The following is a 15,310-nucleotide window of genomic DNA, read 5'->3' on the forward strand; positions in this document are numbered from 1 at the left end:
TCACCTCCTTATTTATATATAAATTGTGTTAAATTCAAATTAAAATACATGGAAATTTTTGGTTATTTTTTACCATAAAAAAAGAGCCTCTAAAACGAGACTCTCACATCATTTCACATTACGAAGTTACTACTTCTAATTTTCTATTTATTAATACTTTCATTTCTTCTTTTAATATCTCTTTTGCATTATGTCCAAACCATTCTAAGGAAGCAAAAAGATCCGTACCTCTCACTTCCTGAATAATCTCATCATAATTTACAATACCTTCAAATAACGGAACCATACCAATACGACTTCCTGCTGCAGCATATACATTGTTAGGTTCAAACACATGCAAATAATCCGCTGAAGATATATTCTTAAAATGGTAATGTAGTGTCCACGGCTTTAATCGCTGGAAACTGTCTATTGGATCTGCGCCAGACTCCCATATATGAAGAAAATCAAGATTTATTTTTAAATTCGGATGATTTACTTCTTCTAATAACTCTATAGTAGAAGGCAATGTGTCCGTTAGTGTATTGGGATGTGTTTCTAACAGCACATACATATTGTGCTGAGCAAACACATCACAAATCTTACGTATTCGCTTCACATACTCTTTTCTCTCTTGTTCCGAGAAGTCCTTGCTCCCTTTTTGCCCAGCAAACGTGCGAATTTTATTCGTATTAAACCAATTAGCTAGTACTACAAGTTGTTCACTTTTCTCTATCGTTTTTTCAAAATCTGCTGATAATGATATATCTAAGTAATCACTTATCATCGTAATTTCTAAGTTTTTATCCTTTAGAAAATTCAATTCTCGTTCTGTCGTTTCACGTTCTTGCATGTACAAATTTTGTGCATGCGTCCCCCATAATTCAATTCCTTCAAAACCGTTTTCATATGCAAATTGAACAATATCAGTAAATGAAATTAATTGATGACGAAATGAAATGGTACATAGCGAATATTTCATAGCATTAAACTCCCCTATCTTAAATTCAGTTAGCTTATTAAAGAGTTGCGACAGATTGATTTGTTTTCATACCTTTCCATGATAGAAACTGTCTCTCTAATTCCTTCTTAATTTGCAGTTCAATTGCATTCATTTCATCCAGTTTTTCAATAATCGATACTAGCATACCTTTATTATTCGTCATCGCCATTTTAATTGCACGATACTGTACATTTGTAAATCCTTGTACAATATCCTCTACCCGATCACACCAATAATCAAATTCTTGCTCCGAATATTGCAACGTTTCACGGAAGTATGCAAAGGCATGCTCATAACTATATTTACGAATTGCAAGTACTGGTATTTGTTTTACTGCTGCTACAAGTCCAGAAAGCGCATATCCTTCTTCCTCATTTGCCATTTTTACAATTAAATTTTTCAGTTCCATAGTCAGTTCATTGTCGTTCTTTTTGAATGTTTCTGTGAAATAACTAGCTACTGTTTCTTGCGTTGGCTCCCCAATTCCTTCTATATCAATGAAATACCCTCCACCAAATGGGTTATCTTGAATAGAGTGAAGTACTTTTTCTCTTTCCATATTTCCTTCCCAACGAAAATCAGGATCTAGCATGAACCACTCTTCTTCTTTCTCTGTTTTTGATATCATTAAATAATGTGGAAACGGTTTTTGATGAAATTTATTTTCCCTCTCTGGTAATAGAGACATATCAACCATTACAATGACATAACGATTTTCCGGCTTGTTTTCTACTAATTCTAAAAACGTTTCTACATTGCTCTCTTTATCTTTTGCATGATCATACCATTCGTTTACTTTAATACCGTACAATTTTTCAAACCAAAGTAAATAATGATCATGGTTAATGTTTTCAGAGTGATATGAAATAATTCCGCCTTCTGTTATATCAAAATCTCCATCCCATAGTCCAAAATAAAATGGACGAAAATCAATGTCGCTACGCCTTTTTATAATTTCACAAAAACAACTCACTAAACAGTGCACTTTAATTGAAGTCATACTCTCATCCACTTTCCTAAAGGTTAGTTATTCACATTTACTTCCTGTAACGGCTGTAACTCCTCCATAAAATCAAGCAAAGATCCTACAGTAAGAAATGCCTTTGGATCTACCTCATCCTCTGGAACGCATAGCTTTACATCCATTTCTATGTATACAATAAGCTGTAACATCATTACCGAATCTATATATAAATCTTGATTTAAGCGCATCGTTTCTTCTAAATGCGTTACATTTTTCAGTTCCATTTTTTCTATCATAATTTTTAACACGGCATTCTTTAACGCTTCCCGTCTCATGTTGTAACCTCTCCCATCTCTAGTAACTTTCTACTTACTTTTCCAGTTTTATTTTTAGGAATTTCATTTACACTTTCAATTTCATGCGGAACTTTATAAGAAGGTAAGTGCTGAATACACCATTCTCTTATTTGTACTGGATCAACATGAGATATCACTTTCGCTTTAACTATTTCGCCCATGACAGGATGTTTCCCTCGATATACAATTGCCTCTTGCACACCTTCCAATCGAAGCATCGTTTCTTCTACCTCTATAGGAAAGACTTTTAATCCTGAAACATTAATTACATCGTCCATACGCCCCATAAAATGAATGCCACGCTCAGATTTATACCCTAAATCTTTCGTGAAAATTTCCTTATCATTCATTTTCACGACGATTTCTTCCGGTGCATTTTCATCTGAACCTATGCTTATACTCGCATGAGGTAGAGGGTTTCCTAAATCTAAATGGCTCTTCATATCATGACATATACTAATACAACCTGCTTCAGAACAACCGTATTGCTGCATCATATATGTTGTCATTTCTTTTAGTTTATAAAATAGTGCTTCTGGCAAAGGCGATCCTGATGTCATAATTTTATGAAACTGAAACGTTCCTAATGGAAAACTCCCCATAATGTGTAACATAAGTGGTACTGCATATATAATATGTTTTTCTGTATTGCGAACTACATTTAATGCGAATTTAGGATTTTTGTTCGTAATGATTACAGGCTTGCTCCCCCTCGTAATTGCTGATAACGTACCACATATTAGTCCGTATGAATGTGAAACAGGAGCCATAACGATTGGCACTTCATCTACTTCACAGTTTAAAGCTTCATTATAGGCAGTAATTTCTGTATCAACTTCCATCCATGCTCTACGAATCAGTTTCGGTTCTCCCGTAGTTCCCGAACTATATTGCAATAAAGAAGGCTCTTCTAGTAAAAAGTTCCCTACTTCTAATTTTGTAAAATCGCCATATTCTCCATATAAAACTCCTACACAATTTGCACGCTTTGCCATTTCAATAGCCGTTTCTTTTGGCGTATCTTCATGTATAAGTAATACTGATGATTTCTTTTCTTTTAAGAAAAACACAAGCGTAATAATATCGAATGGATCTTTCAGACAAAGTGCAAATCTATTTCCTTCTGCTTCTTGAAATTGTTCCATTTCCTCATAAACTTGTAATCTCAAATTAAAATCACTTTTGCTATACTCTTGTTTATTAACGATTAGCATAATTTCCCCCTGTAACAACTGATTTTTGTTTCATAAGTTGTCTTACTCTATACAATGGATTTGGAACTTCATGAACAAGCGATTCCACATCCATATATAATCGACGTTTCGTTAATTGTTCAGCATAGAATGTAGGTGCATATAATTGAATATTTTCAAATCTACCTTTCAAATGTGGATATATTCTTAAATGATCTTCAATTTCTTCAACAACCATCATCCAAAAATGTTCTTCTTTCAATCCATATTCATCCGCAAGTACGAATGCTAATTCTCCTAAATTAAACAGGAAAAGTGCATCTAACACCATCTCTTGCAAACATTCGATGCGATCCATTTCAAAGAAATCATTCATTTTTCCATTCGCATATGTTTTATGCATTTTAGTAAAGTCGGGACATTTGTCAACTTCTTTCAAATATGGACGATAAAACTCAAGCCCTTCATGAAAATCCTTTAACGCAATACGAACAGGCACCCCTTCTTTATGGACTAGAATCATATTTTGTCCATGTGATTCCAGTGCGATACCATGCTCTACAACAAGATGTATAACTGGTATTATCGCTTTTTGAATAAGTAATTGTAGCCAATCCTTCATTCCATATTTGTTCAACCACGCATCAATAATTGGTGTACCATCTTTCTCTTTAGCGTATAAACCATTAAAAGGAATTGCATCCTCTTGTGCATCTAAATACTTATGAATGCTTTCGCGCCAAATACATCCTAATGAACCATATATAGCTTTCTTATTCGTGTCATACGTTACACTTGAAAACTCGCTTAACAAGATTAAACGTGCTTCATCCATTAAATAGGCGTCATTACTTACAACATCATTTAACCAATTTGATATTGCTGGTGCACTCACAACAGAGTATGGTTTCAGTGTACGGAGTGTTGAAGTGTTGAGTAAATTCATCGATAATTTAACGTACGGTTTCTTTGGACTCGTAATATTTCTTAACGTTCTCATTGACTGTTGCGCGCAATAATCGTCCTCTGATGTTCCTAAATAAATAATAAAATTACCCTGTATATGATCCCCATAATTTGAAATGATGAAATTCACCCACTGCCATGGGTGAACAGGTATAAACACGTACTGTTTTGGATAACATCCCCTATTACGAATTCGTTCCATAAACTCTTCTAATTTATGATCGCCAATCTCCTCTTTTAAAAGGTCGTTATACATCACTTCATTCTCATAACCTACAGTCGCATAATTCTTATGCGCTGCAATCCAAATGAGTTTTATTGGCTGCATAAATTCATATCCATATTGAAAATTGTCACGATATTGAAATCCAACACGTGCTTTATAACTAGGGTGATATGGATGGCCGTCTATTAAATGGCTTTCAAACTCATCGTAAGATTTTTGAGTATATTCTTTCTTATTATTTCTTTCATATTGTGCAATCGTGTCTTTAAATATTGTTTGTTCTAATTCGTGCATAAAAGAATCTAATTTAGCTTGTTCTACACTAGCAACCCGAAAAACTTCTTCTAGAAATTGCGAGACAGATTGTATTTCTTGCTGTTCATCTTGGACTCTTACTATTAATGAGTCTAAAGAAATACGTCCAAATGTCATCCGTTCCCTGCCATAGCATTTGTACGTGACACTTTTTTCTTCTTCATCAAGTCCTTGTATTATAAAAAGAATTTGTTCTTCTTTTTCTATGCGAACCGGTGTAATAATCCCCTCATAAATTAACGATTCTACTAATTGACGTAGCACTCTTCTTCGTACTGAAATGTAATCTTCTGATTCGAGCGCCTTCAATACTTTCGTATGATACATGTCCACTCTCATAAAACCCTCCACCTTATGACAAAATACCATTATTTGTATTACGTGAAATTTTAACGCTATTTATGAACGAACAGCCACTTCTCTAACGAGCGGATTATGTACTTGCACATAAATTGCTTGCTCTAATGGATTACTTAACTCATCGACATCGAAAAATCTCGTTAGTAAATTTGCTTTACACGCTAACTTATCTTCGTCCAATAATTCTCTTAAAAATGTTGAAGGTTCCCGGTTATACGGAAGGAATGATTCAAGTACAGACCTTAATTCCGAGAGAAGAATTTCCTCCTTAATTAATCCTGCTGTGCCAAAACCATTAATGAGGCCAAACATATGATTGAAAATTAAGTAGTAACGAAATCTCTCATCCACAATATAGTCGTCATATAAATTTCCAGTACGTTCTCCAATACCAACTAATTCATTATTAAGCATCTCTTTCATTGAATTACAGAAATAAAATCCTTGATTATCACGGAAATAATATTTGACCGGATAACCATCTTTTAGCTGAACAACGCTATTTTGCTGATGAGCTTCTAATGCAACACCATACTGTAAATACATCCATACCATTGGCTTTAAAGAAATATTCATATATCGTCTAAACCACTCTAAGCTTACTTCTTCACAGCTTTTACTTTCTAAATCTGCTAGGCGATGAATAATATTCGATAACCGCGTACGCTCCCCAGGTATAGCGTCTTGAACTAGCCCAGCAATTAATGTTGCGTCGTTTGCATGTTCACTATAAAAAGGGTTCTCGCGAATAATCACTTCAAATCCAGATTCTTGTGTTCCATAATTTAATGTAATATAGGCTGGATCACAAATAAAATCAAAGCCTGGAAATCTTTCTCGTACTTCACCAATAGCCGTATTTAACATTTCCTTCCCTTCAAGACCACTCTCAAGTTCTTTCAGTTTATTAATACGCATTGAATTTGTTACTTTCACCGGAAATGAAAACTTAAGCATATACTTCGAATCGGGATGATACAGTGTCCTTAGTGATGATGTTGCCATATAATACTTACCTACAGGTCCAATATACTCAAGCAATTCTTGAACTATCCAATCTTGTACGTAAGCTTGATGCAAGAGCCATTCTGCCTGAAGCGGATGAATTGGAATTAATGCATATTGATCTTCCTTACAGTACTTCGCTATAAATTCCTTACTAACCATCTCATCATTACTTAATTCTTCTTTTATAATCGTTGTTGTAGAATCTGATAATAATGATTTTTCATTTACTATACTTTTATGGGCCCGAAAATAATGAAGCTGACATTCTCCTTTTAATTCTGGAGAATACATTTCACTTTTCCAATCTAATATCCCCTGTCTACTCTTTGGTGTAGGATGAGTTAAATGCCCAAATAATAAAGACTGCTCCGCTTCTATAAAAGTTGTATGGAAACCGTATAATGCGGATGTATCTTCTATTCTCTCTTTTGTAAATTCCTCAATATTTTGACAACTACAGATAACTCGAAGCATAAGTTCCGCAGGATTCGTTCCTTCTCCGTAGTTGATAGACATCTCTTTTATTAAAAATGTAATAACTGTAACGTAATCTGCTTTAATAACAGAATTACTATCTCCAATTTGATAATACAATTGTTCTCCAAACAAATGACGATCTGTTGATGATTTATATATAACTTCTCCATACAAAGTAACGTTCTGTGCCGATAGCCGACAACATAAATATGTGGGGACTGTATCTCTATTCAACGTATTACTGAAGATACTCTTCATTCTTTCATCCTCTGTAATCCATTCTCCACTCCCCGTTTCTCTTAAATAACAGTTTAAAAAGCTTTGTAATGTTGCATGTTCTGCGATTTGTTTCGCATGCTGCATACTGGTCCTCCTCTTTATATTAAAGCTATCGAAATTTCATATAATAAACGATAATTGAATGTCGTTATCAATTATGATTCTAATTGATAATGATATTCAATTCAAGAGTATATTTCAGAATTTTTTTATCTGATTTAATTTTTCTTGTTTTCTCTCTTTTCTTTAATCTAGTTAAAAATACACGAAAAAAATACTCAGTTTCAAACTACATACTTACTATTTTTCATTAGTAATCTATCCAAAATGGTTAAACAAAAGAGGTATACCTTAATTGGTATACCTCTTTCAAACATAAAGTTTACATAATAATATTATTTAAGTAAATCTATATAACTGTTTGTATAACAAATTCAAATCTCTCCAACAATACGCTGTTTCTTCTACCCTTACTCTCTCTAAAAATTTCGTATCAATTTTTTCAGGGTTAAATTTTTCATAAAACTTTTTAGAAGGATTATTCGTAACAACCCAAACTAAAAGTGATTGCATATCATTGTTTATACAATCCGATAATAAAGCTTGAAATAACTTTTGTCCTATTTTCATTCCTTGATACTCTTGTAAAAGGTAGATTGCATATAATTCTCCATCACAATTATATGTACCAGTTCTTTCTACTCCCCCATCGATGAATCCAACTATGTCTCCATTTAAATTCTCTGCTACAAATCTAAATTGATGATTACCTTCTTGTTGAAAAATATCTTCCCATTGTTTTTCTCGTTTCTCATATGCTATATTATCTAGAATTTCGTCAGCAAATATCCCTTTATACGTTGTTTTCCAACTATCAACATGCACCTTTGCTATACCTGGTATATCATCCTTTATTGCTCTTCTAATATGTATTCCCATCATTTCTCCCCCTTGTTACTCATCATTATATCAATTTCATTCCTTAAAAATCCAAATAAAAAAGAGTGAATTCACTTCACTCTTTTTTATCACAATTATCTACTTTCCACTTCAACTGAAACTACTCGATCAATCTCTTTCAGGGAACTATATAACTCTGTTGTATATAAATCTTCTGGAGCTAAAATAACCATCTCTAGTTGCTGAAATGCTCCACTATCTATATCTTTAATTTTCACGCGTTTCACATGCATGCCTAAATTTTTAATTTGCTTAAATATACCATCTAACTCATGATGCTCTTTAACAGTAATTTTTATAGATAAATCCTTTTGTCTTAATGAATACGGTCCTGCAATTTTCACAAGTTGCGGAAGTACATTAATCGCTAAAATAATTAAAACCATAGCAACTGTCGCTTGTAAATAAAATCCCGCACCAATTGCGATTCCTAAAGCTGAAGCAGCCCACACCATAGAAGCTGTTGTTAATCCAGAAATAACGTCATTACTTCTTCGTAAAATGACACCTGCGCCAAGAAAACCAATTCCACTAACAATTTGAGCGGCCAGTCGCATCGGATCCATATTTGTATGTCCTGGAACAGAATATACATGCACAGATTCAATTGAAACCATCGTAATTAAACAACTTGCTACAGAAATAACCATACTTGTTTTCACACCAAGTGGTTTATTCTTTAGCTGCCTATCTATCCCGATGAATAATCCTAAAAAGAGTGCTAAACCTAATTTGAGTAAAAATTCATATGACATATTCCCATTCTCCTTACTTTACAATGTTTCCCTTAGAATAACTCACTATAACTCTTTTATGATATCAATTCCAGTCTTTTCTATTCATTTAACGTAAAAAACCGAAAAAACATTTATAACTATGTTTCTCCGGCTTTTTATTACACTTTAGATTCTTCTTTATTTCTGATCTTTAATCTTAATTTCTGCACCTTTGTAGAATGCTAATTTACTGTCATTATACTCTTTTGTAAATTTGTTAAACTGCTCTTTCGACTTTTGTGCTTCCACATTTAATTCATTAACAGTTTTAACTTTTTCACCGATTTCTTTTAATTTCGTTTCTTTTACTTTTAATTTTTCATACAGTTCTTTTTCAGTCGCTAACACTTTCGTGTAATTTTCATTCATCTTTTGGAATGCATCATAACGATTCTTATACGACTCTTCTACTGCTTTTGCTTGTTTTTGTAACTTCTTATCTTCAATCTTCTCTATATTACTTTGAACAGATTTCGTTTCCTTCTGTGCTTTTTCTAGCATTTCTTTCTCACTTTTCAATACTTTTTCACGATCATCTACATTTGCAGTAGCTTGCTCTATTTTCTTCACAACTGCTTCATTATGATCTTTACCTTCTTGCAAAATTTGAGCATATAATTCTTGCCCTTGTTTCTCTAACTGCTCTAATTTTTTTGCTTCATCCATTAAAGATTTTTCTTGTGTTGCTGCTGTTTCAAAAGCTGTATATAGATTTTCTTCTGGCTTTTCACCGAAACAACCTGTTAAAAGTCCTACTGATAATGCTCCAACTACTGCTACTTTTCCATACTTCAACGTTCATTCCTCCATTACATACGGTTATCATGCCAGAAGTTCACTGGGAAGTGACTCTCTTCATGATAAGCTTCAAACTCATAACCTTTTTCTTTTAGCCCCTTTAAAATTGCTGGCACAGCAGCAACTGATTGCGGGTGAATATCATGCATTAAAATTACTTCTTGTGGTTTTGTTGCATTTGTTAATACGTTTTGAGCAATTTGTGCTGCAGCTGCATCAACTGGCATTTTATTGTATCTCCAATCTAATGAATCAATTGTCCAATCCCACACTTTAAATCCGCCTTCTACCACTTTATTTCGAAGACCTTCATTCAATCCAGGCATCGAACCATATGGAGGACGTGTTAATTTAGGTGATTTCCCAATAATATTAGCGATTAAACCTTGATCTTCTTTCATCTCATTTACATACTCGCCATTTTTATATAACTTTGCGAAATTATGTGTCATACTATGCATGCCTACATAATGACCCTCAGCATTTTCACGTTTCACTAAATCAGGAAATTCTTTTACATTCGCTCCAATTAAAAAGAACGTCGCCTTCGCATCATGTTGTTTTAGCGTATTTAATAATTCAGCCGTATATTTCCCTGGCCCATCGTCAAATGTAAGATAAGCAACTTTTCTTTCTTTTCCATTAAAACGACTTGGTGCCGTTTTATTCATTTCAACTTTCGGCTGTTCACTTGCAAGCTGCACTACATTTTCTTGTTTCGCAACAGCTTTTGCTGGTGAAGTAATTGATTGAAACATGTAATACCCAATAGCTACTGCGGCAATCGCTATTAAAACGACTACTATTTGTTTAATTTTTAAAGCTTTTTCCATTCTATCGAATTCCTCTCCCTATTAATCTTATATATAAATCGCCCAATATAATTATACATCTATTTATTTTTATTTCACCATATAAATAGATTTTATTTGTATTATAATGGGAGTTTTATCAAAATTGTTGTTCCTATTCCTTCTTTACTTGTAACACTAAGCGCACCGCCATGAAGCTCCACCATTTTTTTAACGATAGCTAAACCAATACCTGCACCTGCAGCATGATTATTAATTTGGTAAAATGATTGCTCAATATATGGTAAATGTTCTTTAGCAATTCCAATCCCTTCGTCTCTTACCTTAATCACTGCTTGTCCTTCTATTTTAGTCGCTTCAATGTGTATTGTGCTTTTTTTATGTGAATACTTAATTGCATTTTGAACAATATTCAAGAAAACTTGCTTTAGCCTATTTCGATCTCCCATCAATTCAATTCGGTCTATAGTAGTAATAAATTGAATTTCCTTCTCTTCCGATTTAGGAGTTAATTGCCAAATCGTCTCCTCTAGTATATCGTACAATTGCACCTTTTGTTTATATAAATTAAAATGATTTGATTGTAATCTTGAAAAATCTAACAATTCTTCTACTAAATGAATCAACCTATCTGTCTCACCTGAAATAATGCCCATACCTTGCTTTATTTCTTCTTCTGTTAAATGATCTACTGTTTTTAACGTCTCACTCCAACCTTTAATTCCTGTTAAAGGCGTTCGTATTTCGTGCGAAATAGAGGCAATGAATTCATTTTTCATCTGCTCAGCCTTATCTATTTTATAGGCCATATAATTTAAACTATGTGCCAAGTCACCTAATTCTCCAAGATAATCTTCTTTAATTTTTTGCTTTAATGTGCCTTCTGCAATTTGTGAAGAGGCTTGAATAATGGATTCAATTGGCTCAACAAATGAATTTGCCAAACGTCTACTAATTAAGAAGACGACTCCCGAAATAACAATACCTACAGAAATAGTAAACGTAATAATTTCAATAATCTTTTTATTTACATTTGTTAAAACAGTCGTATATTTTAAAACACCAATAGTTTGTCCTTGATGTATAAGTGGGCTTAGCACCTCTAGTTGTTTTTTATTACCTTTCTTAGTAACTTGATTATACATTTCACCTTCTAATAATGATTGTGGAATATTGACTTTACCTTCTATCTTTTCACCACTTGAAGATTGTATAACCGAGCCGTGACGATCAATTAACTGTAATTCTGTTCCTTCTAATTGAAAGCTACTAATTATGTCACCACTATATTCTTGTAATCGAATAAAGTATAGTGAATTGTATTCTGAAAAAAAACGTGTACTCGTTTTCGCATGAGACTCTATATATTGCACAATACCATTATAATAGTATCGATAAATTGAGACTGAAAATACAACTTCAAATAATACAAGCATAAGTGTAATGACCGTCATAAAATATAAAGTCACTTTCCGTTTCATCTTATACTTTCCTTCCACACATATCCTTTTCCCCACACCGTAAGAATAAATTCAGGTTCTGATGGATTACATTCTATCTTTTGACGTAACCGTCTCATATTTACATCTACCACTTTCGTCTCACCTACGTAATTGGTTCCCCAAATCATATTTAAAATTTCATCACGCGAAACTGGCTTTGAAGCCTGATTCATTAAATACTGTAATATCATATACTCTGTAGGTGTTAAATCGACTAATTGTCCATCTTTATACAATCTTTCTTCTATAATATTTAACGAAAATGGACCTGACGTAACAATATTCGTTTTTTCTTCATGTACTTCTATTCTTCTTAATAAAGACTGTATACGTGCAGTTAATACTACTGGACTAAACGGTTTTGCAATATAATCATCTGCACCTATCCCTAGTCCTTGCACCTTATCTTCATCTTGTACACGTGCGGTTAACATAATAATACCCATTTTTTTATTTTCTTTCCTGATAGCCTTACAAACTTCTAAACCATTAATCCCCGGTAACATTACATCCAGCAGTGCTATATCAACAGTTTGTTCACTCAAAATTTGTAACGCTTCTTCTCCAGTAGTAGCTTCTATTACATAAAATCCAGCACGTTTTGAATTTAAAACAATAAAGCTACGGATTGTTAATTCATCTTCTAAAACTAAAATTTTTGACATAATTCTCACCTCCTACTCTTGTTGATAATCCGCTAGCGGTTTTATATATGCTTTCACTTTTTCAAATTTTGATTGCTTCGGTACTGCATATACGTGAGAAGCCGTTTTAATTGCTGCGCTGTAGCCTTTTATATTGAACCATTCTTTCCGCTTAAAAATATGAACTTCAAGCCATATTTCATTTGTTCTTGTATCCAAAAACTTTTGAGAATTTGATTCTTTTTGCTGATCTGGTATTGTAATTTTCCCTATTAACTCTTTAGGGATTTTCACATAATACCCTTTTTCTATATCTATATATCGTTCTTCAATTGGTTTAATTCCAGATTCACTCCACTGTATGTAACGTTCGAAAAGCGGACTATCACCATGTGATTTATCTTCCCAACCTTTTGGGCGTACAGTACGAACAAATTCAATAATGCCGTCTTCATTAACATCTTTACTTTCTACAACATATTCATTAAATAAATCTTCTTTCCCATCTATAGGTAATACTTCATAATGATCCTGATCAAATTTTGCTACATAAGTTATACCTGAATGAGCCCCTGTTCCCGCATCGATTACAACTGCCTTTAATGATTTAGAAATACGACCCATTTGTATTCTTTGAATACTATTTATATACGGATCAAATGTAACCTCTGACAATACCTTAAACTTTTCAATGAACTGAACCTTCAACTGTTCATCTTTCATATGCGAAACAAGGCTTATGTCTTTAAAACCATTTTTGTTTAAATCATCTATAAATAACTTTGTATACTTCTGTCTATAAAATTCCTTTATATCGTCACTCTCATCGGAAAAAACATACATTGTGTTTTCTAATAAATCACGATTGGTAGTTATTCCTATCAATAGTTCCCTTTTCCCACTCCCTGTGAAATCTCCTACCTCAACAATATCTACTTCTTCCCCATCAAATGTATAGGTTGACTTCATATTCCATCCATTATTTTTCTTCTCATATACGGCTAAATATATATGATAATCTTCATTAGGTATTTTATATACGATGACAGCTTCTTTTTTATTATCTCGCTCGAAATTCATTGACCATGTCGTCTGTTTATCTCTATTAGACATTGGAGTAAGTAAGCGATAATTAACAGGTAAATCTTTATCAATTTGTTCATTTAATTCATTAATCCATTTTTTATTTGTAGGAGCTTCCATTAGACTTGTTGGAGCTTCAGACATTTTACATCCAGTCAATATAAAGATAATTCCCATCATGCTTAACCATTTCTGCATATGATATCTTTCCTTACCACAAATTTTGAATATGTCCTTTTACTTTTTTACCTATCCATTATACTCATACATATGAGTATAATTTTTCTAAACTAAAAAATCGTTACAGAAAAGTTACAAATACATTCCAAAAAAAAAGATTGGCAAAAGCCAATCTTTTTTTTATTATTCGTTTCGAACTGGTTTTGGCGTTACACCTAAATGATCATTTAATTTTTTTGAAATATCTTTTACATTTTTTTCATTTGGAATGTAATAATAAATACCACCGATACGTTTATCTGTACCTTCTATTTGCATTTTTTCCATTTCCAAATTAGATCCTGCCATATTTTTTGTAATGGCAAGCATATCGTCAAATGTTAAGTTCGTTTTCATGTTTTTATCAACCGCATCTAGTAAAGAGCCCATTTTGCTAATTGATTGAACAGACATCGCTTTTTTGGCAATTGCTTCTATTACAAGTTGCTGTCTCTGTCCACGCATTGCGTCACTATCAATTTTACGCGTTCTTGCAAGTGCAAGTGCTTGTTCTCCATTTAAATGTTGGTAACCTTTTTCTAAATGGATCATACCAGCTTGGTCTTTACTATCTTGTTCAGTGAAAGTAACTGGTACATCAATATCAATACCACCAATTGAATCGACAATTTGTACGAATGATTCAAAGTTAAACTTCACATAATAATCAACAGGGACATTTAAAAATCTTTCCACCGTATCGCGTGTGCTTTCTACGCCACCAAATACGTGAGCATGAGTAATTTTATCTAATTTTTTTCTAGTTGGAATATAAACACGTGAATCACGTGGAATACTTACTAGCTTAACAGACTTATCATCTTTATTAATTGTTGCTAATAAAAGTGCATCTGTTCGAACTGCTTCGCCATATTGGCTTTTTCTCATTTCACTTCCATCTACACCCATGATTAATATTGAAATATTATCCTTTAAAGGTTCAACTTCTTTATCACGCTTTGATGACTTTTCAATTTTCGCATACGCATCATTTACAACAGCTTTTGCTTTATTATATATAAACGAACCATATCCTACTCCTCCAAAAATAAGTAGGAAAAATGGAATTAATATGAACCATTTTATTGACTTTCTTTTAGAACGCTTTTTATTACTTCTCGTATTTTGTTCTAATTCAGAGCTCATACCCATTCGCCTCTCTTTCTCTTTACCAAGTATAATGTAAGTCTATTTATCTTCATATTGAATTTCCTTTCATTAACCTTACAATTTTGTAAGGTTACTACTAAAACCCAATATGTATTCCATTTCACATTATACTCTCGTACTTATTTTTGGCAAGTCACTATTTACCAATTTCAAAAATTTAGCACTTCGCAACATGCAAATTTATAAATTCATTAACTCTTTCATTTTAAATTAGGATATC

The 15,310-nt window shown here is 33.0% G+C and carries 14 protein-coding genes; all 14 read right to left on the reverse strand.

From position 1 onward, the window contains the following. Positions 1 to 118 precede the first annotated feature (118 nt). Positions 119 to 961, reverse strand: a complete 843-nt coding sequence (locus tag ACS2FK_RS15185; RefSeq protein ID WP_063547092.1) for a sugar phosphate isomerase/epimerase family protein — start codon at positions 959 to 961, stop codon at positions 119 to 121. 37 nt (positions 962 to 998) lie between these two features. Next, positions 999 to 1,982: a DUF6005 family protein gene (locus tag ACS2FK_RS15190; RefSeq protein WP_063547091.1), complete on the reverse strand. Its 984-nt coding sequence runs from the start codon at positions 1,980 to 1,982 to the stop codon at positions 999 to 1,001. A 23-nt stretch (positions 1,983 to 2,005) separates the two neighbouring features. Next, positions 2,006 to 2,281 carry a petrobactin biosynthesis protein AsbD gene (asbD, locus tag ACS2FK_RS15195; protein WP_001250562.1) on the reverse strand — a complete coding sequence of 92 codons (276 nt, stop codon included), beginning with the start codon at positions 2,279 to 2,281 and terminating at the stop codon, positions 2,006 to 2,008. Further along, positions 2,278 to 3,516, reverse strand: coding sequence for an AMP-binding protein (locus ACS2FK_RS15200; RefSeq protein ID WP_023521730.1), 1,239 nt, complete (start codon positions 3,514 to 3,516; stop codon positions 2,278 to 2,280). The genes asbD and ACS2FK_RS15200 overlap by 4 nt, the downstream gene beginning before the upstream one ends. Next, positions 3,503 to 5,341: an IucA/IucC family protein gene (locus ACS2FK_RS15205; RefSeq protein WP_001261823.1), complete on the reverse strand. Its 1,839-nt coding sequence runs from the start codon at positions 5,339 to 5,341 to the stop codon at positions 3,503 to 3,505. The genes ACS2FK_RS15200 and ACS2FK_RS15205 overlap by 14 nt, the downstream gene beginning before the upstream one ends. Before the next feature lie 60 nt (positions 5,342 to 5,401). Then, entirely contained in the window at positions 5,402 to 7,210 is a 1,809-nt protein-coding gene (locus tag ACS2FK_RS15210; RefSeq protein ID WP_001163357.1) for an IucA/IucC family protein, read from the reverse strand. A gap of 315 nt (positions 7,211 to 7,525) precedes the next feature. Further along, complete coding sequence (locus tag ACS2FK_RS15215; RefSeq protein ID WP_003270281.1) at positions 7,526 to 8,068, reverse strand: GNAT family N-acetyltransferase; 543 nt, start codon at positions 8,066 to 8,068, stop codon at positions 7,526 to 7,528. 92 nt (positions 8,069 to 8,160) lie between these two features. Then, positions 8,161 to 8,841 carry an MgtC/SapB family protein gene (locus tag ACS2FK_RS15220; RefSeq protein WP_000119510.1) on the reverse strand — a complete coding sequence of 227 codons (681 nt, stop codon included), beginning with the start codon at positions 8,839 to 8,841 and terminating at the stop codon, positions 8,161 to 8,163. 159 nt (positions 8,842 to 9,000) lie between these two features. Then, a complete protein-coding gene (locus ACS2FK_RS15225; protein WP_023521729.1) occupies positions 9,001 to 9,657 on the reverse strand; it encodes a YkyA family protein in 657 nt (218 codons plus the stop codon). A 14-nt stretch (positions 9,658 to 9,671) separates the two neighbouring features. Further along, the gene (locus ACS2FK_RS15230) at positions 9,672 to 10,493 is read right to left on the reverse strand and encodes a peptidoglycan-N-acetylglucosamine deacetylase (RefSeq protein WP_000409484.1); all 822 of its coding nucleotides are present in this window, start codon (positions 10,491 to 10,493) and stop codon (positions 9,672 to 9,674) included. Between the two features lie 101 nt (positions 10,494 to 10,594). Continuing rightward, the gene (locus ACS2FK_RS15235; protein WP_063547090.1) at positions 10,595 to 11,953 is read right to left on the reverse strand and encodes a sensor histidine kinase; all 1,359 of its coding nucleotides are present in this window, start codon (positions 11,951 to 11,953) and stop codon (positions 10,595 to 10,597) included. Beyond that, positions 11,950 to 12,639 carry a response regulator transcription factor gene (locus ACS2FK_RS15240; RefSeq protein ID WP_063547089.1) on the reverse strand — a complete coding sequence of 230 codons (690 nt, stop codon included), beginning with the start codon at positions 12,637 to 12,639 and terminating at the stop codon, positions 11,950 to 11,952. Before ACS2FK_RS15240 ends, ACS2FK_RS15235 begins: the two co-directional genes overlap by 4 nt. Positions 12,640 to 12,651: 12 nt before the next feature. Beyond that, positions 12,652 to 13,899, reverse strand: a complete 1,248-nt coding sequence (locus ACS2FK_RS15245) for a hypothetical protein (RefSeq protein ID WP_001174878.1) — start codon at positions 13,897 to 13,899, stop codon at positions 12,652 to 12,654. Positions 13,900 to 14,064: 165 nt separating this feature from the next. Continuing rightward, positions 14,065 to 15,066, reverse strand: a complete 1,002-nt coding sequence (locus tag ACS2FK_RS15250; RefSeq protein WP_002093954.1) for an LCP family protein — start codon at positions 15,064 to 15,066, stop codon at positions 14,065 to 14,067. Positions 15,067 to 15,310 lie beyond the last annotated feature (244 nt).

It is taken from the genome of Bacillus cereus group sp. BceL220 (assembly GCF_051776965.1).
Lineage (GTDB): Bacteria > Bacillota > Bacilli > Bacillales > Bacillaceae_G > Bacillus_A > Bacillus_A cereus.